The organism is Sphingobacterium sp. MYb382 (assembly GCF_037572665.1).
Classification (GTDB): domain Bacteria; phylum Bacteroidota; class Bacteroidia; order Sphingobacteriales; family Sphingobacteriaceae; genus Sphingobacterium.
The window spans coordinates 1-18,833 of record NZ_JBBGZT010000028.1 but is presented as its reverse complement, the minus strand read 5'-3'; the positions used below and the strand labels follow the sequence as shown (position 1 = coordinate 18,833).

Genomic DNA, 18,833 nt, shown 5'->3' with positions numbered 1-18,833 from the left:
ACACACCAATTAATGAATTATGCCTAAGATACTTATTACTGGAAATGGTTTTGATTTGAGCTTTGATTTACCAACTGGCTACTCAGATTTTATCAACATTTGCAACAAACTCAAAAATTGTACTGAATTCAATTGGGCTTTTTTAAAAGATGAAGTTAAAGTTCTAAAAAACATAAACGGTTTTCCAACTTCTACATTTGACAATTTTTCTGATTTTGTATATACACTTAATTCCAATATTTGGTTTAAATATCTATCTAGAGAATTTTCTATTATTACTTGGATAGATTTCGAAAAGCATATCGAAAAGGCATTAACATTAATTAGCCTAAGTCTAACAGAAATTAAGTCAGAAACATTCTTAAAAACGGGACGATTTCCAAAATCAAGTATGATTAATTATATAGAAAATTATGATGAAAAGAATTATGATTCTTATTTAACATTAATCGATTTTAAAATTCTATTACACCAAGTAGATTATCACTATCTACCAATACTAAATTCTGATTTTTTAAAATCCATTCATGATTATTATATTGATATCGACAATAGTAAAATATACTCTTGGATTTTAGATGATTTAAGTGCTTTTAAAGAATTATTCCAAGAATATCTTTCTCAAATAGTTTTACCGCTTTATGAATTCTTAATAAGCGACAACAAAGCTGATTTATTAAAGTCAATTGATTATCACTTTACCTTTAATTATACGCCTACTTTTTCTAAACTAATTTCAGAAAATATTAGAACAACCTTTATTCACGGTGATTTAAAAAATAAAAATATAATTTTAGGTATAAACAGTTGGAATAAGGTATCAGAAGAGGACTTTAACCTTATACCATTTACGAAATATTTTCAAAAGCTAAACCTCAATTTAGAACTTAAATTTGTTGATGAAATTGAAAATGAAGACAAAGAATATCAATACTTTTTCTGGGGGCATTCTTTAGATAAATCGGACGCTATATATATAAATGAAGTATTTGACCGCGTAGAAAGTCTAGACAAAATTTCATCCACCGGAAAAATCATCATTATCTATCATAGTGAATCTTCAAAATTTAGTATCATCAAAAATCTAATTGAAATCAGGGGAGATAAGGATATAATTAACAAAAGGCGTCAAAACAAGTTGATATTTCTTCATTGTGATTCTGAAGAACTCAAAAGGGAACTATCAAGTCCAATCATAAAAAAAGATATTGAGCCTGATATTTCTTTTATGTAAAAAAATGAAAGAGCAAGGTTAGAAAACCTTACTCTTAAGTAACATATCCTATAAAATAATTCTATAAATCTTTGGTCAAATCTAAAGGAAGATTTATAAGTTCTTGTAGAAATTCTTTGACAAAAGCTTTTACTTTTCCGTTTTGAATATCATTCCACAGACTATAATCAATCGAAATATCTTCATACAGAAAAGTCCACAAAGGCCACCATGGAGAATTTGAGAACCGTATTTTTAATATTTCAGCAATTTCATTTAAATAGATCCTTTCCGAATTTGAGTAATAAAACTCAGGGGTTTTTACGAGTCCATAAATTAAACCTCCACTTTCAAAATTAAACTTAGCATGCAATTTTCTAAAATTAGATAACACAAAGTGATTGTGCTTTACGTCAAAGTAAATATTCAATTCGAAAGCTACTTCTTCCATTTGAACTGTAAATTCTTCTTTAAGAAGATTTTTTACTGTTGTTAAGTTTTCAGCTATAGAAAATGCTACTTTAATATTTTCTTCACTGTTTTTTATGTATTTTACGATATCATTTTCTTCAGTCATCCTGTTCCCAATAAATTTTTCTTTCAACTTTAATTCAAAATCTTTTATAAAAGCTCGTACTCGATTATTATCAGTTTGAATGACGAATCGATGTATTAAGTTAATCATATGTTCTTCATAACTGATAACTTTTAATTTACCATCCAATATCAATTCTTGTTGATGTTCTCCAGCACTATATTCATTAAGAATCTTGCCTTGAGGTGCTAAATAAATCAAATGGTAGTCTTCTGTTCTACAAAACTTTTTTAAGTATTGCATATAATCCGAGACTTGAAGTTCCTGATCTTTTGTCCACAAGTAAATTTTATTCTCAATCCCAATAACACGTTTAAAATTATCATAAGAAATTAAAATATCGATACGTCGATTTTCATCTGTTCCAGCCTCTACTGTTACTTTAACCTTATTAATATCTGAGTAGTAAAAAGCTAATTCAAAATATTCAATAAAGGTTTTAAGGTATAAATCTCCTTGTCCGTGAGAGCCATGTGGATCCAAAAAGAAAGCAATAATCTCGGAGACTTTATTTTCATTCCACCGAACAAAGTCTAATGGATTAAAGTCTAATGTTAAAGCCTTTCTGTAAACTTCATTTAATTTATGCTGGAGTTCTTCTTTATGTCTAACTTCTCTAAAAAAAGACTCAGTGGTTTTATTAATCATTTATATTAATGTTATTTATAATCAGAAGCGATATTCTGTAAAATAGTTTTTTTGTCTACTATTAATTTAAAACGTTTAGTATTAAGGTTAATAATGCACGTATTAATTATGCAATAAATATAAAAAGGATGAGCTAGATTAAATTACGGGAAGCCGTAATACTCTTTATGCACGAAGAAAGATTCCCGTCTTTAGGTGGCTTATCCCTATCATCGATAACATTATCTATAATCCCTAGGCATTTCTTTTCTAGCAACTGCAAAATTCAACCTGCTGCACAAACCTTTCCATCGTGTCATGCTTGCACCTTCGACAAGCTCAGGGTGACTAGTCAAAGCATCATTTAGAAATATACCTTTACATCTCTGTTTATACGACCCCGCCGGGGTCGATTTTATAAATTATATATTTTATATGAAGATGTTACCCCTCTGGGGTAATGATATACAACTATTTATTGTTTAGTCGGTAAGGCTTTTTAGGGATTCAATCCGGAGGATTGACATATTTATAGCTAAGCATAACCAAGAGAAAAGACGACCCCGGCGGGGTCGAATATTATTATCGTCCTCGTTTGCAACGAGGATGCCGGCGTATAGCGTTTGCAACGCTCATAAAGTCTTTTTGTTAAAGGGAGTACGTGTCCTTAGTCAAGACGAGGTTTCAAAATTTCTCTGATGAAACGTTTAGCAAAATCAAGGCGCAGCCTTTTGTCTAGCAACTGCAAAATTTATCCTTTTGCACAAACCTCATCCCCTATTGTCATACTGCCCCTTCGACAAGCTCAGGGTGACTAGTCAAAGTATCATTTAGAAAATCTTAGCTATAGCTACCTCTTTATTTGACCTCCCCCCCGCCGCAGAAAAATCTAAAAAGTCAGGTCTATTTCATCATCTAAAAATCCCACTTGAGCAGTGAATGTGTCGTCTTGGGCGATTTAACAGCTATTGAACGGCGGAATACGCTATACTTTTGACGTTAAGAAAGAAAACAAAACATTACGAACAATCAAAAGGAATACATAAATCCAACAGATCATGATAAAAAAAATCACAACCATCCTATTCGCTAGCCTCCTAACGAGCAGCGTTATTCCACAGCTACATGCACAAAGTAATAATTCTGTATCAGCTAGCATGATGGTAAGCGATCAAACTATTCGACCATTTCATCTGGATATTTCAGCGGACAAAATTATGGACTTAAAAAATCGTATCGCCCAAACGAAATGGGCTAGTCAAGAGCTGGTAAACGATGAAACACAAGGCGTACAGCTATCGACTATGCAAGCATTGGCGAACTACTGGAGTCAGAGCTATGACTGGCGTAAAATAGAAGCAAAAATCAATGCCTATCCACAATTTGTAACAAAAATCGATGGTCTTGACATTCATTTTATCCACGTACGCTCGTCCCACAAAAATGCACTACCTATTATTATTACGCATGGATGGCCGGGTTCTTTTATTGAGCAGCTTAAGGTGATTGAACCCTTGACTAATCCGGAAAAATATGGCGGTAAAAGTGAAGATGCCTTCGATGTTATTATTCCCTCACTTCCGGGACATGGTTTTTCGGAGAAGCCTACTACACTGGGTTGGAACCCACAACGGATAGCGAAAGCATGGATCACCCTGATGGAACGCTTAGGCTATCAGCAATATGTGGCGCAAGGTGGCGACTGGGGAAATGCTGTCACCGAAAACATGGCGTTATTAAAACCAAAAGGACTATTAGCGATACACACCAATATGGCGGCGGCGGTTCCTGCAGAAATCTCTACGGCTTTAGCAAAGGGTGAAATGCCTAAAAACCTAACGACAGATGAGCAAATGGCCTATAAACAATTAGACTTTTCCTATAAAAAAGGATTGGGCTACGCCAATGAAATGAGTTTACGTCCACAGACTTTATACGCGTTGGATGACTCTCCGATAGGTCTTGCAGCCTGGATATTAGACCATGACGACCGTAGTCAGCAGCTTATCGCTCGCGTATTTGCGGGACAGCAAGAGGGATTAACAAAAGATGACATCCTGGATAACATAAGTCTTTACTGGTTTGCCAATACGGGGGTTTCTGCCGCAAGATTATACTGGGAAGCGTCACAAGGCGCTACGGGAGGCTTCTTTGATCCGCGTGGCGTAACCATTCCCGTTGCTGTCAGTGCTTTTCCCGATGAAATTTATGCCGTACCCGAAAGTTGGGCACAGCGTGCCTACCCGCAACTCATCCATTATCATAAGCTGGCCAAAGGAGGTCATTTTGCGGCTTGGGAACAACCAAAGGTCTTTGTCGATGAGATGAGAACAGCATTCAAGACGGTGCGCAAAGGATTATAATTTGGCAAGGTTTACCTAGCGATAAAAAAACATGAACATACAAATCATAAAACACGGATTCACCGCAGGATTACTCTTACTATTGCTTGTTTTCCGCAGTGAGGGCTATGCCCAAGTTGTAGACGGCACCATCCGCTGGGAGTGTATCTTAAAAAGAAAATCGCCCGAGGAAGCGGAAATTGTTATGAAGGCACACATTCCCGAAGGGTGGCAGCTCTATGCGTTGGGCAACAACGCGGATAGCCCCATCAAGATGACTTTTGATTTTGCGCCCAGTGCGTCTTACAAACGTATTGGCGTCGTCATGCAACCGCAGCCGCTCACTAAGTATGACAGTCTACTTGGGATTTCCGTACGCTATTTCAAAGGAGAGGTTGATTTCCGTCAAGAAATACGGTTAACAGGTAAAAAGGGAGCAATAAAAGGGACTATTGCCTTTATGCAGTGCAGTGATCAGGTCTGTCTTCCACCACAAACAATTGCCTTTAACATCAACCCGAGCCATTAACCTCTTTAAACATATACACAATGAACTACTCAAAAAAACTCCTTATCTACTTAAGCCTGCCCTTGCTCATCGGGGGGATAATGGCCTTCAAGGAAATCAACAATACGATGCTGATTAAACATATAAAAAAAGAACAGGCGAATAATAGTTTTGCCGTTATAGAGCTCTTCACTTCCGAAGGTTGCTGGAGCTGTCCGCCTGCTGATGCACTTCTGGCTAAACTAGCGGAGAACAACAAAAATGAACACGTATACATCATGGCTTTTCACGTCGATTATTGGGATCACCAAGGATGGAAAGATCGCTTCAGCAAAGCGGCATTTACCGATAGGCAGAAGCAGTATGCTACATGGATGAGGCTCAGCACGATCTACACGCCGCAGCTCGTCATCAATGGCAAGCTAGAAACCGTAGGTTCCGATGAAAGCAAAGTGCTGCAAGGCATCCAGACCACGCTGCAACAACCCCAGACGCGCAGTTTATCCTTAAAACTAGCACAAGAAAAAGGGAAAGAAGTGCAGATACAGTATGAAACAGCCTCAACGGTCAAAAACACCCAGCTATTGATGGCCTTAGTACAGGGGCAAGCGAGTTCGCAGGTTGCTGCTGGAGAAAATGCAGGTAAGCGGCTGACGCATGTTCAGTTGGTGCGCGACCTACAAAAGCGTTCCTTAAAAACGACGGACACATTTACCTTCAAACTACCTAATGACAATGCGAACTGGCAGATAATTGCTTTTGAACAGGATAGCCATACAGGAGCAATCCTAGATGCCGCGCAGCTGAATCTCTAAGTACACCCCTTAAAAGCGCTATTGTATAGCGCTTTCATAGCTAAAAAAACGACAATATGAATTTAAAACGATCTAAAACACGTGCTTGCCTAGTCTTTCTTCTGCTTAGCTTAACCTGTATTACATTACAGTTTTTCCACACATCCGTGGAACGAAAGCCCGTAACAGGCGAACCTACGGAGGTTCCGGAAGATGTCGCTTTTATTCTGAAACGTTCCTGCTACAACTGTCATTCCAATGAACAAAACTTATCATTTTTCGATAAGATAGCGCCAGTTTCGTGGTTGGTCAATAAAGATATCGAGCGTGCACGCGAGGTCATGAACTTCTCAGAGTGGGATAAACTTTCGGCGGCAGAACGTATGGGAAAATTCTATGCTATTTATAATATGGTGGAGGCCCGAAAAATGCCCCTACCGGCCTACCGTGCTTTTCACCAAGAAGCACAGCTATCGGCGGCAGAAATCCAGCGACTCAAAGCCTATGCCCTATCCTTAACTGCACACCAAGCCCCGGCACCAGCCTATGCTTCATCGCAGCCCTTAATAGCAACGCATGCCTCCTTAGACACAACGACACATGTGCCATTATCACCGAATGGAATTGCCTACGATGAGGCCTTCAAAACATGGAAAGTTATTGGTATGACGGTTCTTTTTGATCAATCTATACGTATCGTATATGCGAACGATATCTTGGTAAAAGCAATAGATGAAGAAAACTTCCACCCCTGGCCCAAAGGTAGTACGGTAGCCAAAGCAGTATGGAAGCAAACGACAAATGCCGACGGAGAGATTGTTCCGGGCGAATTTGTAAACGTTCAATACATGACCAAGGATGATCAGACTTTTCCAACAACAGAAGGCTGGGGTTTTGCAAAATTTAGTGGCGATAAACTAAAACCAACAGGAAAGACAGCTCTTTTCGCACAGCAATCTTGCATAGGCTGCCACAGGCAGCTTGCCGCACCGACAGGGTTCTTATTCAATGTGCCACCAAAAGTGAATGCTAAAAAAGCAATTGCCCACTACTTAAAATAAAAGTCTATGAAAAAAATATGGATATTTGTGCTGCTCGCTAGCTTCAGTTACTCCTGTTCGCCAACGGCAGAAACAAGGGATGATAAGGTGCGCTTTGTCTTCGACAAGGGAGCATTAAACTTTGTTGCTTCATCCTACAACCCGACGCTAGAAACGATGTCTATTGTATATGGAAATAAGCAGGCTACAGCTTTCTTGACAGATGGGCAAGCTCCACAGGCCGTCATTAAAGTCGTGCGATGGAAAGTGCAGGATAGTCCTAGCTACTTCGGCAGTAAGGTAAATGGAGAGCTCCTAAGCGTAGAAACATTGACAACCGACACAATTGGAGCGATAACCTATGGTGTAGACTTTGGAAAACTAAATGACGATAGCAGCAAAGAAAAGCGTATAAAAGCAATTTCAAGCTTTAAACCGGTTCAATTTCCTTCACAATCAAACTAAATAACGATTTTGCAGCTTATTAAGCAACAAGGGCACATAATGTGAACAGCATGAAAACAAAGAAATCTATACCCTTTAAAATATCGAAAAAGCTCATTTGGATAAGCTCTATCTCTTTGGGAATCCTGACTTCGATCCCCAAAATAGTGGAGCATCATTTCATTTTAGCTGAAGCCATTGCCGATTTTATCGTCACCACCTGTTTCTCCTTGTTGATATGGTACTACAATAGCTACATGATACCTGCCTATACCAAAAAGACCGGTAAGCGAGAAGTTATCTCCCTTCAGCTCTTCAAAGGCCTTATTGTAGGTTTGGCACTTATGCTTGTTCTTTCCTTGATTCAGTACTATGCTCTTTCCCACTTAAGCTTTGGCCCTAATATATTAATGTATGAGGTGCGGGGGGTGTTAATAAACCTTACTTTTTACATGTTTATCCACTTACTCTACCAAACGCACCTTAACCAACAGGTGGTGCAAGAGCTAGAGCGCTCGATGTCGGCCAATTTAGCAGCACAATATGAGTTGCTGAAACAACAGGTAAACCCTCATTTTTTGTTTAACAGCCTGAATACCCTGAAATATATGGTGGAGACTAAGGATGAACAAGCTACAGCCTTTATCTTGAAGCTGGCAGACTTCTACCGTTTCACCCTCGGTAGTTTAAAGCTAAACCTCCTTCCATTGCGCGAGGAACTGGCTATTGTGGATGCTTATACCTATTTGCTAAAGGCGCGCTTTGAAGATGGGTTCAACCTGCAGCAGCAGTTTAACGCGGCTAGCTGCGAGACGTTTATTCCGCCATTTACCCTACAATTGCTTATTGAAAACTGTATCAAGCATAATGTTGTTTCCTTAGAGAAGCCGCTAAACATACACATGTATACCGAAAATGATTATTTGGTTATTCAGAATAACCGACAACTAAAACAAATATCTGAAGCATCAACAAAACTAGGGCTTGAAAACATCAATCAACGTTATCTTCATCTTTCGGAAAAAGAAATAGTGATTGAGGAAACGAACAACACTTTTACAGTAAAACTTCCCCTTATCTATGAAAATCCTAATAATTGAAGACGAGATTAAGGCTGCACGTGCGCTAGAAAATTTAATTCTAAAACTTCGTCCTCAGGTGCAGATCCTAGCGAAGCTACAGAGCGTGGAGGCTTCCATCGACTATTTAACGAATGAGAAGATGCCCGATTTGATTTTCATGGATATTCAGCTGTCGGACGGCGTTAGCTTCGCTATTTTCAAGGCTGTGTCGGTCGCTTGTCCTGTTATTTTTTGTACCGCCTTCGGCGAATATGCCATGGAGGCTATCAAAGATAATGGCATTGATTACCTGCTAAAACCATTCTCTGAAACGGACCTTAAACAGGCCTTAGCTAAAGTCGATCAATTCAAGGATTTCTTTCAGAAAAATAATGAAAGTAAATTGGCTGATCTACTGACAAAAATAAATGAAGAAGAGAATAAGAAAAAAAGCTTCCTTGTATTCAAAAACAATAAATACCTAACGGTTAAGACAGACGACATTGCGTTTATCTACATCAACTATACATCGCCTTCTATCGTTAACTTTAAGGGGGAAGAGTTTAGCATTAATCAATCTTTAGATCAGGTGCAAGGACTGCTTTCCGACAAACAGTTTTTCCGTTTGAATAGACAATATATTGTAAACTTCTCCGCGATAAAGGAGGTGGAGCACTACTTCGGCCGAAAGCTATTCGTACGTCTAAATATTGCTACCCCTGATAAACTCTTGATTGGCAAAGAAAAAACGGCGCAGTTTCTACATTGGTTAGAAAATAGATAAGCTTATTGCATCGTTAATTTTTATTGGGTACGAGTGCTTTGTAATTGTGCCCCCTGTTGAACAGAAAACTTAAAAACCGCTTTCTCTAATGAAGCGGTTTTCTGCTTTAAGCAAAGAGAGAGTCCAGTACGCTATCATAAACAAAGACACAAAATAAGAAGGTATGCTCCACGTCCTTTACAGTCCGTTTAAACGTTTCTTTTGTCTGGTCCACCAATTTTTTTATATAAAAAGACAACAATTTAGGCGCTATTTGTATTGTATTACATAAAGATAGTTTACTTAAAATAGCAAAACATGAGCACGACAGAAAAAATAGTGTACACCGCAAAAACGCACACCACAGGCGGTAGACAAGGAAATTCAGTAAGTAATGATGAACAATTAAAAGTTACCTTAACGCCTCCCGAATCTAACAAACCAGGTACAAATCCTGAACAGCTGTTCGCTGCAGGTTGGTCTGCTTGTTATATCGGGGCACTAGGTGTAGCCGCAAAGCAACAGCAAATTAGCCTACCTACCGACTTATTTGTTGATGCTGAAGTTGACCTTGTGTTGACGAACGACGCTTACGCTTTACAAGCACGCCTGCAAGTTAGTCTTCCAGGCATAGCAACTGAAGACGCCCTAAAGCTTGTCGGACTGGCGCATCAAACCTGCCCCTATTCAAAAGCTGTTAAAGGAAACATAAAGGTTACAACGACCTTGATTTAGTTGAAAAAGAAAGCTGGCTATCTGTAGTCTATTGTTAAGGATTTTTCACGATATATTCTTTCTAACGGAACTACAGGTAGCTAGATTTTTAAGTTTAGCAGAATGGGTTTACTTGCACTTTACATCGTCCTCGTTTGTAACGAGGATGCCGGAGGATAGCATTTGCAACGCTTATTCGAGTGTTCTGCTTAATTATAGTGCTTGTCCTTAGCCAGGACGGGGCTTCACTCTTTTCCTGGATGAAAAGAGTGGCAAAAATCAAGGCTGGCATACACTGCTATCTTCGCTTGTAAATTCCGGAACAAAACGAACTCGCTGCGCTCAGACAAAGTTTTGCTCTTGCGGAATTTACGGCTCTACGATTTACGCAGTATATGCCTTGGCCTTTTTTTCTAGCAACTGCAAAATTCGACCTTTTGCACAAACCTCTTCCCATACTGTCATGCTGAGCCTTCGACAGACTCGGCATGACTAGTTGAATTATGGAATTAGTAATGTTCACCTACACAACCTATGAAGGTCATTTGCAACGTGTAAACTCGAAAGACATTCTTAAAACTATTTCTTTTTATTTGGAAACAAGTTCGTTGAGGTAGTTTTATCGTCAGAGTCTTTATTTTGTTGATACGACGACTTCGTTTTTACCTTTGTACTTTTTGGTTTTTTTTCATTTTTACTCATATTCTTTTAATTTATAGGCGGAGAATTCCAACCTAGGGTTTTGATTAAACCGACCTCGTTTAAGACTACTAAATCTCACCAAAACCATAAATAGGGTTCAGCTTTTCAATTTCCGGCAGGTTTATTAACGTTTAACAGAAACTTATCTATTCATGTAAGCCTACACTGATAATATTGGATAAAAAGGGCTATACGGACAAGCTGGACAAATGGACTATCGAGTGATTCCTTTAGGGATTATAAGTGTAGAATTTTGATAATCAACTCGATACTATAAATGTACACAATAAATACTGCAAGTCATCATTATGAACCAACAGTATATTTATCAACTACCATACGCGCCAGCAGATAACTAACCGTAGATTCGGCTCCTTGATTAAGATTCACCGTTTGCTGCTTAAGTCCGTCGAAACACCCTCCTGTTATGGAGTTATATACAATCTGATGTAGGTGATTTTTACCTAGAAACCAAGCAAACGATGATATTAGTATTTCCCGGTATGCCCAATTAAGGCTACTGTTATAAAAGCGATCAAGTGCAATAACCGTATACGCCACATCTATAGGCTGCTCATCGCCAGCGCTATCTATAAAAGGTTTATCATGCTCCGCCCATCCATCATTAGGAATCACATGAAGCATGTCATCATAAAAAGTCTGCTTTAACAGAAAGTCAAACGATAGGTAAGCGACCTCTTTAAAGGCATAGTCCCCGGTAGCCTCATAAGCACATAACATAGCTTCTGGCAGTGCAGCATTGCCGTAAGTTAGCGCTGGTTCAAACCACTGCCAATTATCGGTACTAACCTTACTGAACATAGAAAGAAGTCTATGCGCCAGTTCATTCATCTCCTTATCATAGGGATAAACGCCCAATGCATGCAGTCCTTTAATCTTAAAAGCCATAGCTCTTGTAGAATATTGCGTCAATAAATGACGAGAAGCCGACCGCAATACAGCTTGCGCTTGCACCACTAATTCATCTGGTAGACTATCCTTCTGTGCCAATAGCTCCCCTATTGCCCAAAAAGCACGCCCATTAGCGTCTTCTAAATTTTCGAGCTTATTTTGTTCAGTAAAATTTCTATCCTTATCTACATAATTTAAAAATGTACCGTCCTCTTGCTGACACATCATTATAAACCTGAAGTACACTTTTATCTTTTCCAGATCTTTGGATGCTTTATAGCTATTGTAGTTATGTAATATTGCAATTAATGCACGCGCATTATCGTCAAGCGCATAGCCACTACTCATCTTTGGTTCGGCAATTTCTGCAAATTGAATTATCCCAATATCTGTAGTCATACGCTCGAGATGATCGAGCTTTATCTTCGGGATTGTATAAACGGTCAAACTATCCGTCTCCATCAAAGTTCCGAATAATTGTGCGTGTGCAATAGCAATATTATGCCAAGAAGTGGAGATTGATTGCTGCAAATTCACTTTTCGTATTTTCTCCAATGCCTCTGCATCGCTAAGAATCGTATTTACCGCTACCGCTAACTGATCGGGAGCATTGAAATCAATGATAATACCCATTGCTGGTGTTAATGTCTCCAATACGTGGGGAATTGGAGTAGAGACAATAGGACAGCCTAGGCCTAGCGCGTAGGCAAACGTTCCACTCACTGCTTGAAATGGGTCATTAGATGTAAATAGATAAACGTCTGTTATCTGTAGGTAAGCTAGCAAATCTGCGGTTGGCAAGTACTGATTAATGAATCTTACATGGTTAGTCAGGTTCATATCAAGCACCAACTGTTCCAACCCCATACGATAGCTTTCGCCTTGTTCTGCAATTAAATTAGGATGCGTCATTCCCAAGATTAGGAAAATCACATTTGGAGTTTCTGCTATTATACTAGGCAGGGCCGCTATAGTCGTTTCGAGACTTTTGCCTGGTCCTAATAGACCAAATGTGCAAAGGACTTTCTTACCAACAAGTTTATATCGTTTGCGAATTAATGCCTTATCGATAGCTGGTGCCAAATGTGTTCCATGCGCTATAATAACAATTTTATCATCTTGAATATGATAGGTATCACGCAAAATATCTGCTGAGTACTGGGTCATAACAATGATTTTTGAACAGTATCCTGCTATGGCAGCTACATAAGTTTGCAAATTGGCATCAGGTGTTGGCAACACGGTATGAAAGGTAATTATTACTTTCTTTTTAAGCTGTGAAAGAAAGGTTAAAAATAGGTCTTCATACTGATGAAAAAAGCCAAATTCATGCTGTATGAAAACGATATCAACTGTTGTAGGGTCATTGAGGTAGCTTGCTAAATCATCAAATGAAGAGGCTTTATTTGGCTGAAGAATAATCTTATTCTGTGGTATGTTGGCAATAATTGGATCATTTTCTAGTATAATAGGAATTCGTTGAAAATGATAGGATGTATGGAATTTTTCAACGATAGTATCAATTAAATCTGTTGAATAGGTGGCAATACCGCAAGCACGGGGAGGAAAAGTAGATAGCACGGCTATCTCTTTATAATTCTTTGAAATCATGATGGTGAACAAAGTAAGGTGTCCTTGCATACTACCAGATCGGTCCTTGACAAGGTCTGCACGTAGGGAGGTAACTAAAGGTAGTCATAAGAACTGAATACCAATCACTTATTATTCTATACTTATCAAATACGTGCTTTAAAACAGCTGGACACAGTAAATGATTTTTATCTATTTTTCTATCTACATGTTATGGCGACTCAAGTACTAAAATTTGCTCAGGCTCACCCGCAGGGAGCCTCATTTTGATTACTATAAATTGTCTAAAATGTGTCAATCCTCCCCGGATTGGTTTGCCTGTTTCTAAGTTTGTCAGGCATAAAAAAAAATCCGCAGTCCTATTTGCAAATTATCATGCGTTACTTCGACACGCTCAAGATGACAAGTCGAAGCATCATCCTAGAAAGTCATATCTGTAATGAATGTATACTTTTTCTGATTGCTAGTTCTCATCGCTTCCTGTGGTCACTGTAGAAGGTTATTACAGTTGATTCTTAAACGTTCTTCTTAAGAATGTTTAAAGCTTCTTGCATCTCCATCTCATTTAGCGAAGCAAAGCCTAATCGTAATCCATTTACATCGAATACTTCATTCTTATAAAATGTACCATCGCCTAATCGAAGTCCTTGCTTTGCTACCTTTTGGGATAATTTCAATAGGTCGATTTTTTCATCGAAGCATGACCATACAGCAAGCCCACCTTCAGGAACTTTATAGGTAATTACATCGTTGAAATCTGATTTAAGTATTTGACAAAATAGATCCCTTCTATATTTATATATTTTCAAACATTTCCGAAAATGCCTTTCGAGGTCACCATTTTCAATTAATGAAGCAAAAGCTTCCTCAAGCAAGGAGTCGCCTTGCTTATCAATCAACTGTCTTAATTCGGATGCATTATCAACAAATTTAGGTGGCCCGATAAGAAAACCAATTCGCAAAGCCGGGGCAAATGTTTTTGTAATCGACCCAATGTAGATTACATTATTGTTGTGGTCTATACTGGCTAATGGAATGTAAGGACTATTGCTATAATGAAAATCGTAATCATAGTCGTCTTCAATAATAGCAAATCTATAGTGTTTAGCAAGGTTTAACAGCTTTAGTCGTCGTTCCACGCTCATAGTAACCGTCGTTGGAAAATGATGGTGTGGAATAATATAGACAGCTTTAATTTTAATATGTTCTAACAGTTTGGCTAAGTAGTCTATATCCATTCCAAAATCGTCGATTGGAATACGTAAAAGCTGCGCTCCACAAAGTTTAAATGTACTGTCTGCTGGTCCATAATTATTAATGCCTACGGCAATATAATCGGAGGAGCTTAAGAGAAGGTGCGCTGCTAAGTATATTCCCATCTGGCTTCCTTTGGTAATAAGTATGTTATCAAGATTGACCTGCAAACCTCTAGTCGTACTTACATATTTCGAAAGTGTAGCACGCAAACGCTCCGACCCTTTGCTAGAGCCATATTTCAGGAAACTCTTACCATAAAATTTTTTGGAAATGCTTCTATACTCACGCATCAAGAAGTCCACTGGAGTCAATCGGACATCTGGAAAACCATCGTCAACCGTTAACATATTAGTTTGGAAATTGGGGCTAAACGGCAGCGTCTCAAACTTATTATTCCAGCTAAATGAATCCTCATAATCCACTACAGGAGGTGGTGCTATTTGTTTTTTCAATAGTGGTAGTGAAGAAATAACAAAAACCCCTTTTCGAGCTACGGAATCGGCCCAACCTTGGCTTATCAGTTCTTCATAGGCTAACTTAACGGTATTTCTATTCACTCCAATTAGGTCGGCTAATACCCTAGTACTTGGCAATGGGCTTTTAGGAAGTAAGGTACCATTCGTAATTAAAGAGATAAAACGTGTACTTATCTGAATGTGGAGCGATAAATCTGATTTTCGTTTTAGTTGAATTAAAGATTTGTAAGGTAAGTTCTGGGCCATAATACATAGCGTTTTGCCTAAACAAATATAATCCAATTTTATAAAAAAAAGCTGCACTATTGGTGAGCGCAGCTCTATTTAGCTTTTATTTTTAAAACTATTGAGGAATAAGCTGTGTGGTAATTCCAATTCTATTCCATGCGTTAATCGTAATAATAGCCAATATTACTTGTGCTAAATACGTTTCGCCAACAGCTTCAACAGCCTCATTATAGGTTTCATCTTTAACATGGTTTGCAATCAAAGTAACCTCCTCGGTTAATGCTAAAATTGCCCTTTCATCCTTAGTAAAAAAAGGAGTATCCCGCCATGCACTAAGAGCATATATCCTATTTTCAGACTCTCCTGCTTTACGGGCTTCTTTCGTATGCATAGCTATACAAAATGCACATCCATTGATTTGTGATGCACGAATCTTAATTAAATCTTTGTGAATTCTAGTTAAAGGAGTACTTTCTATAAATTTTTCAAGTCCTAAAATTGCCTGATAACCTGCTGGTTCCACTTCATCGATTTTAATACGTTTTTCCATTATTATATTATCTTATTGTTAACACTTCAAAGTTAACCATGTCCTGCACCATTATTATAGCACAGTTTCAAAATATGTAACAGCCCAGATTTACATATATTCCTTTATTACGCTGTCATAAATAAAATCAGTAAGACTGCTACAAAAAATAGTCGTCTTTGTATAATCATAAGTATATAAACTGGGCACTATTCATAGAGTAAAATATCGCTTTGGAAAGAAATTGGTATAACGAAATTATTCATTGGGCTATAGTATATGCTGAATCTGGGGCATTACAACAGTTCATACTCATTCTATATTTGTCTAAAATTTATAACTATGGAAGATAACATTAAAGTCCCTCAGTTAGTTTTGAGGTTGGCCTTAGGCCTTACATTTTTAGTACCTGTTTTAGATAGACTAGGTGTCTTAGGTCCATTAGGGAAAGGAAATATTGAATGGGGAAACTGGGGTAATTTTATTAACTACACCCAAAAATTAATGCCTTATTTTGATAGATCTATCACTAACGTGATGGGTGGTATAGCCACCATTGCAGAATTTATAATTGCTATTTTACTTATACTTGGTTATAAAACAAAATATGCAGCATTGGCTAGTTCCTTGATAACCTTAACTTTTATCATATTTATGGCTACTTCCGTCGGTATACAAAAACCGATAAATTTTGGAGTTTTTACGGCTTCATCAGCTAGTTTTTTACTTTTCAAAATTGCTACCTACCAATGGAGTATCGACGAGCATTTTAAAAGTAAAATCTAGTTGTAATATTTAAAAAGTATTTTATTTTTTTAATTCTAAAATATGCAAGGTTTAGTTTCCTATTTCATTTTTGTAACATTAAAAATGGAATAGGAAATTCCTTATCTAACTAAAGTTAATCTAATAAGGATATTTTTTCGTATTCCTATTTCCTAGTTCTCATGCTGCCCTTCGACAGGCTCAGGATGACAAGTCGAAGCATCGTTTAGAAAGATTTATTTGCACTGTTTATCGTCCTCGTTTGAAACGAGGATGCTGGAGAATAGCGTTTGCAACGCTTATTGAAGTCTTTTGCTTAATTATAACACATGTCCTTAGCCAGGACGGGGCTTCACTCTTTTCCTTGATGAAAAGGGTGGCAAAAATCAAGGCTGGCATACGCTGCCATCTCCCCTTGTAAATTCCGGAACAAAACGAACTCGCTACGCTCAGACAGCGTTTTGTTCTTGCAGAATTTACTGCTCTACGATTTTACGCAGCAGATGCCTAGGCCTTATTCTTAGCAAAGCAAATTAGTTATGTTTTGCGGCTCATTTTTCTTTTGTATAAAGCTATTCAGGTTGTTATGCTGAGCTTGTCGAAGCATCGTTTAGAAAAATTTATTTGCACTGTCTATCGTCCTCGTTTGAAACGAGGATGCTGGAGGATAGCGTTTACAACGCTGAGTAAAGTCTTTTGCTTAATTATTAGAACGTGTCCTTAGCCAGGATGGGGCTTCACCCTTTTCCTTGATGAAAAGGGTGGCAAAAATCAAGGCTGGCATACGCTGCTATCTTCACTTGTAAATTCCGGAACAAAACGAACTCGCTCCGCTCAGACAAAGTTTTGCTCTTGCGGAATTTACGGCACTACGATTTTACGCAGCAGATGCCTAGGCCTTTTTTCTAGCAACTGCAAGTAAGTTCTGTTTTGCAACACATCTTTCTTTTGCAACAACCCATCAAGGTTGTCATGCTGAGCTTGTCGAAGCATCGTGTTAGAAAGGTTTACCCCTATATATAAGGAATACCAACTTTGCTACTGTTCGCTAGTTCTCTCCGTTTGTTTGCACAGTCTATCGTCCTCGTTTGCAACGAGGGTGCTGGAGGATAGCGTTTGCAACGCTTATTGAAGTCTTTTTCTTAATTATAGCGCGTGTCCTTAGCCAGGACGGGGCTTCACACTTTTCCTTGATGAAATTGTGGCAAAAATCAAGGCTGGCATACGCTGCTATCTTCACTTGTAAATTCCGCAAGAGCAAAACGAACTCGCTCCGCTCAGACAGCGTTTTGCTCTTGCGGAATTTACGGCACTACGATTTAACGCAGCAGATGCCTAGGCCTTCTTCTTAGCAACTGCAAGTCAATTCTTTTTTCCGCCAACCCATCAAGGTTGTCATGCTGTCCTTCGACAGGCTCAGGATGAAAAGCCGAAGCATCCTTTAGGAAGGTTTTGTTTGCACAGTCTATCGTCCTCGTTTGCAACGAGGATGCTGGAGGATAGCGTTTGCAACGCTTATGGAGTCTTTTGCTTAATTATAGTGCGTGTCCTTAGCCAGGACGGGGCTTCACACTTTTCCTTGATGAAAAGTGTGGCAAAAATCAAGGCTGGCATACGCTGCTATCTTCGCTTGTAAATTCCGGAACAAAACGAACTCGCTACGCTCAAACAGCGTTTTCTTCTTACGGAATTTTCTACGTTACGATTTTACGCAGCAGATGCCTAGGCCTTCTTCTTAGCAAAGCAAATTAGTTATGTTTTGCGGCTCATTTTTCTTTTGTATAAAGCTATTCAGGTTGTGATGCTGTACTTCGACAGGCTCAGGATGACAATTTGCAGTATCGCTTAGGAAGGTTTAAGTCTGCTATATAAGGAATACGTGCTTTACTTAAAATAAGGTGTAGCTATAGCTGTTGTAGTTACAGCATGGGGACTGCTTGCTGCTGTCTGGTGATTGGGGAAAAGTTAGTACAAACAAAAAGCCCCTCCAGTTTCCTGAAGGGGCTTTGTTTAAAATTAGGCACCGACCTACTCTCCCACCTGTTACGGCAATACCATCGGCTCTGGCGGGCTTGACTTCTCTGTTCGGAATGGGAAGAGGTAGACACCGCCGATATAGGCACCTGAATATCTTGATAAATAATGACACATTATATCAACCTATTAAGGGTCTGCATTATTTAATTGACAATACTGGAAGAAAGAAGAGTAACAAAGAAGAAAACAACAGTGTTTCTATCGCTGTAGAAAGCTTCGGGCTATTAGTACTACTC

14 protein-coding genes and 1 rRNA gene are annotated in these 18,833 nt (G+C 38.5%); 10 read left to right on the top strand and 5 right to left on the bottom strand.

Annotation, left to right across the window (positions count from 1 at the left end; all coding sequences use genetic code 11):
* The first annotated feature begins 19 nt into the window (after positions 1-19).
* Complete coding sequence (locus tag WH223_RS14495; RefSeq protein WP_340048464.1) at positions 20-1,234, top strand: AbiH family protein; 1,215 nt, start codon at positions 20-22, stop codon at positions 1,232-1,234.
* Between the two features lie 61 nt (positions 1,235-1,295).
* Here WH223_RS14495 and WH223_RS14490 read toward each other — a convergent pair whose 3' ends face one another.
* Entirely contained in the window at positions 1,296-2,456 is a 1,161-nt protein-coding gene (locus tag WH223_RS14490; protein ID WP_340048463.1) for a PDDEXK-like family protein, read from the bottom strand.
* A 1,037-nt stretch (positions 2,457-3,493) separates the two neighbouring features.
* Between WH223_RS14490 and WH223_RS14485 the strand changes: the two genes are divergently transcribed.
* The 8 genes from WH223_RS14485 to WH223_RS14450 all read left to right on the top strand — a co-directional run bounded on the left by WH223_RS14485 (position 3,494) and on the right by WH223_RS14450 (position 10,122).
* On the top strand, positions 3,494-4,798 hold the full coding sequence (locus tag WH223_RS14485; RefSeq protein WP_340048462.1) for an epoxide hydrolase family protein: 1,305 nt from the start codon (positions 3,494-3,496) through the stop codon (positions 4,796-4,798).
* A 31-nt stretch (positions 4,799-4,829) separates the two neighbouring features.
* Positions 4,830-5,306, top strand: a complete 477-nt coding sequence (locus tag WH223_RS14480) for a protein-disulfide reductase DsbD domain-containing protein (protein ID WP_340048461.1) — start codon at positions 4,830-4,832, stop codon at positions 5,304-5,306.
* Positions 5,307-5,326: 20 nt separating this feature from the next.
* Positions 5,327-6,100 carry a DUF1223 domain-containing protein gene (locus tag WH223_RS14475; RefSeq protein ID WP_340048460.1) on the top strand — a complete coding sequence of 258 codons (774 nt, stop codon included), beginning with the start codon at positions 5,327-5,329 and terminating at the stop codon, positions 6,098-6,100.
* 56 nt (positions 6,101-6,156) lie between these two features.
* Positions 6,157-7,140, top strand: coding sequence for a heme-binding domain-containing protein (locus WH223_RS14470; RefSeq protein ID WP_340048459.1), 984 nt, complete (start codon positions 6,157-6,159; stop codon positions 7,138-7,140).
* Positions 7,141-7,146: 6 nt separating this feature from the next.
* Entirely contained in the window at positions 7,147-7,584 is a 438-nt protein-coding gene (locus WH223_RS14465) for a hypothetical protein (RefSeq protein WP_340048458.1), read from the top strand.
* 50 nt (positions 7,585-7,634) lie between these two features.
* Complete coding sequence (locus WH223_RS14460) at positions 7,635-8,663, top strand: sensor histidine kinase (RefSeq protein WP_340048457.1); 1,029 nt, start codon at positions 7,635-7,637, stop codon at positions 8,661-8,663.
* Positions 8,644-9,408, top strand: a complete 765-nt coding sequence (locus WH223_RS14455; RefSeq protein ID WP_340048456.1) for a LytR/AlgR family response regulator transcription factor — start codon at positions 8,644-8,646, stop codon at positions 9,406-9,408. Before WH223_RS14460 ends, WH223_RS14455 begins: the two co-directional genes overlap by 20 nt.
* A 297-nt stretch (positions 9,409-9,705) precedes the next feature.
* Positions 9,706-10,122, top strand: coding sequence for an organic hydroperoxide resistance protein (locus WH223_RS14450; protein WP_340048455.1), 417 nt, complete (start codon positions 9,706-9,708; stop codon positions 10,120-10,122).
* A gap of 987 nt (positions 10,123-11,109) precedes the next feature.
* On the opposite strand, the gene WH223_RS14445 is transcribed toward WH223_RS14450, so the two are convergent.
* The 3 genes from WH223_RS14445 to WH223_RS14435 form a co-directional block, all read right to left on the bottom strand.
* Positions 11,110-13,326, bottom strand: a complete 2,217-nt coding sequence (locus WH223_RS14445; RefSeq protein WP_340048454.1) for a glycosyltransferase — start codon at positions 13,324-13,326, stop codon at positions 11,110-11,112.
* A 494-nt stretch (positions 13,327-13,820) separates the two neighbouring features.
* Entirely contained in the window at positions 13,821-15,284 is a 1,464-nt protein-coding gene (gene pdxR, locus WH223_RS14440) for a MocR-like pyridoxine biosynthesis transcription factor PdxR (protein WP_340048453.1), read from the bottom strand.
* 97 nt (positions 15,285-15,381) lie between these two features.
* A complete protein-coding gene (locus WH223_RS14435; RefSeq protein ID WP_340048452.1) occupies positions 15,382-15,816 on the bottom strand; it encodes a carboxymuconolactone decarboxylase family protein in 435 nt (144 codons plus the stop codon).
* Positions 15,817-16,137: 321 nt separating this feature from the next.
* Here WH223_RS14435 and WH223_RS14430 point away from each other — a divergent pair, with 321 nt between their 5' ends.
* Entirely contained in the window at positions 16,138-16,581 is a 444-nt protein-coding gene (locus WH223_RS14430) for a DoxX family protein (protein ID WP_340048451.1), read from the top strand.
* 1,994 nt (positions 16,582-18,575) lie between these two features.
* Here the strand turns inward: WH223_RS14430 and rrf are convergent.
* Positions 18,576-18,687 (bottom strand): 5S ribosomal RNA (gene rrf / locus WH223_RS14425).
* Between the last annotated feature and the right edge of the window lie 146 nt (positions 18,688-18,833).

Bases quoted from the DNA above. Each gene is read 5' to 3' on its own strand.
- WH223_RS14495 (WP_340048464.1), top strand. From the start codon at position 20: ATGCCTAAGATACTTATTACTGGAAATGGTTTTGATTTGAGCTTTGAT.
- WH223_RS14490 (WP_340048463.1), bottom strand. From the start codon at position 2,456: ATGATTAATAAAACCACTGAGTCTTTTTTTAGAGAAGTTAGACATAAA.
- WH223_RS14485 (WP_340048462.1), top strand. From the start codon at position 3,494: ATGATAAAAAAAATCACAACCATCCTATTCGCTAGCCTCCTAACGAGC.
- WH223_RS14480 (WP_340048461.1), top strand. From the start codon at position 4,830: ATGAACATACAAATCATAAAACACGGATTCACCGCAGGATTACTCTTA.
- WH223_RS14475 (WP_340048460.1), top strand. From the start codon at position 5,327: ATGAACTACTCAAAAAAACTCCTTATCTACTTAAGCCTGCCCTTGCTC.
- WH223_RS14470 (WP_340048459.1), top strand. From the start codon at position 6,157: ATGAATTTAAAACGATCTAAAACACGTGCTTGCCTAGTCTTTCTTCTG.
- WH223_RS14465 (WP_340048458.1), top strand. From the start codon at position 7,147: ATGAAAAAAATATGGATATTTGTGCTGCTCGCTAGCTTCAGTTACTCC.
- WH223_RS14460 (WP_340048457.1), top strand. From the start codon at position 7,635: ATGAAAACAAAGAAATCTATACCCTTTAAAATATCGAAAAAGCTCATT.
- WH223_RS14455 (WP_340048456.1), top strand. From the start codon at position 8,644: ATGAAAATCCTAATAATTGAAGACGAGATTAAGGCTGCACGTGCGCTA.
- WH223_RS14450 (WP_340048455.1), top strand. From the start codon at position 9,706: ATGAGCACGACAGAAAAAATAGTGTACACCGCAAAAACGCACACCACA.
- WH223_RS14445 (WP_340048454.1), bottom strand. From the start codon at position 13,326: ATGATTTCAAAGAATTATAAAGAGATAGCCGTGCTATCTACTTTTCCT.
- pdxR (WP_340048453.1), bottom strand. From the start codon at position 15,284: ATGGCCCAGAACTTACCTTACAAATCTTTAATTCAACTAAAACGAAAA.
- WH223_RS14435 (WP_340048452.1), bottom strand. From the start codon at position 15,816: ATGGAAAAACGTATTAAAATCGATGAAGTGGAACCAGCAGGTTATCAG.
- WH223_RS14430 (WP_340048451.1), top strand. From the start codon at position 16,138: ATGGAAGATAACATTAAAGTCCCTCAGTTAGTTTTGAGGTTGGCCTTA.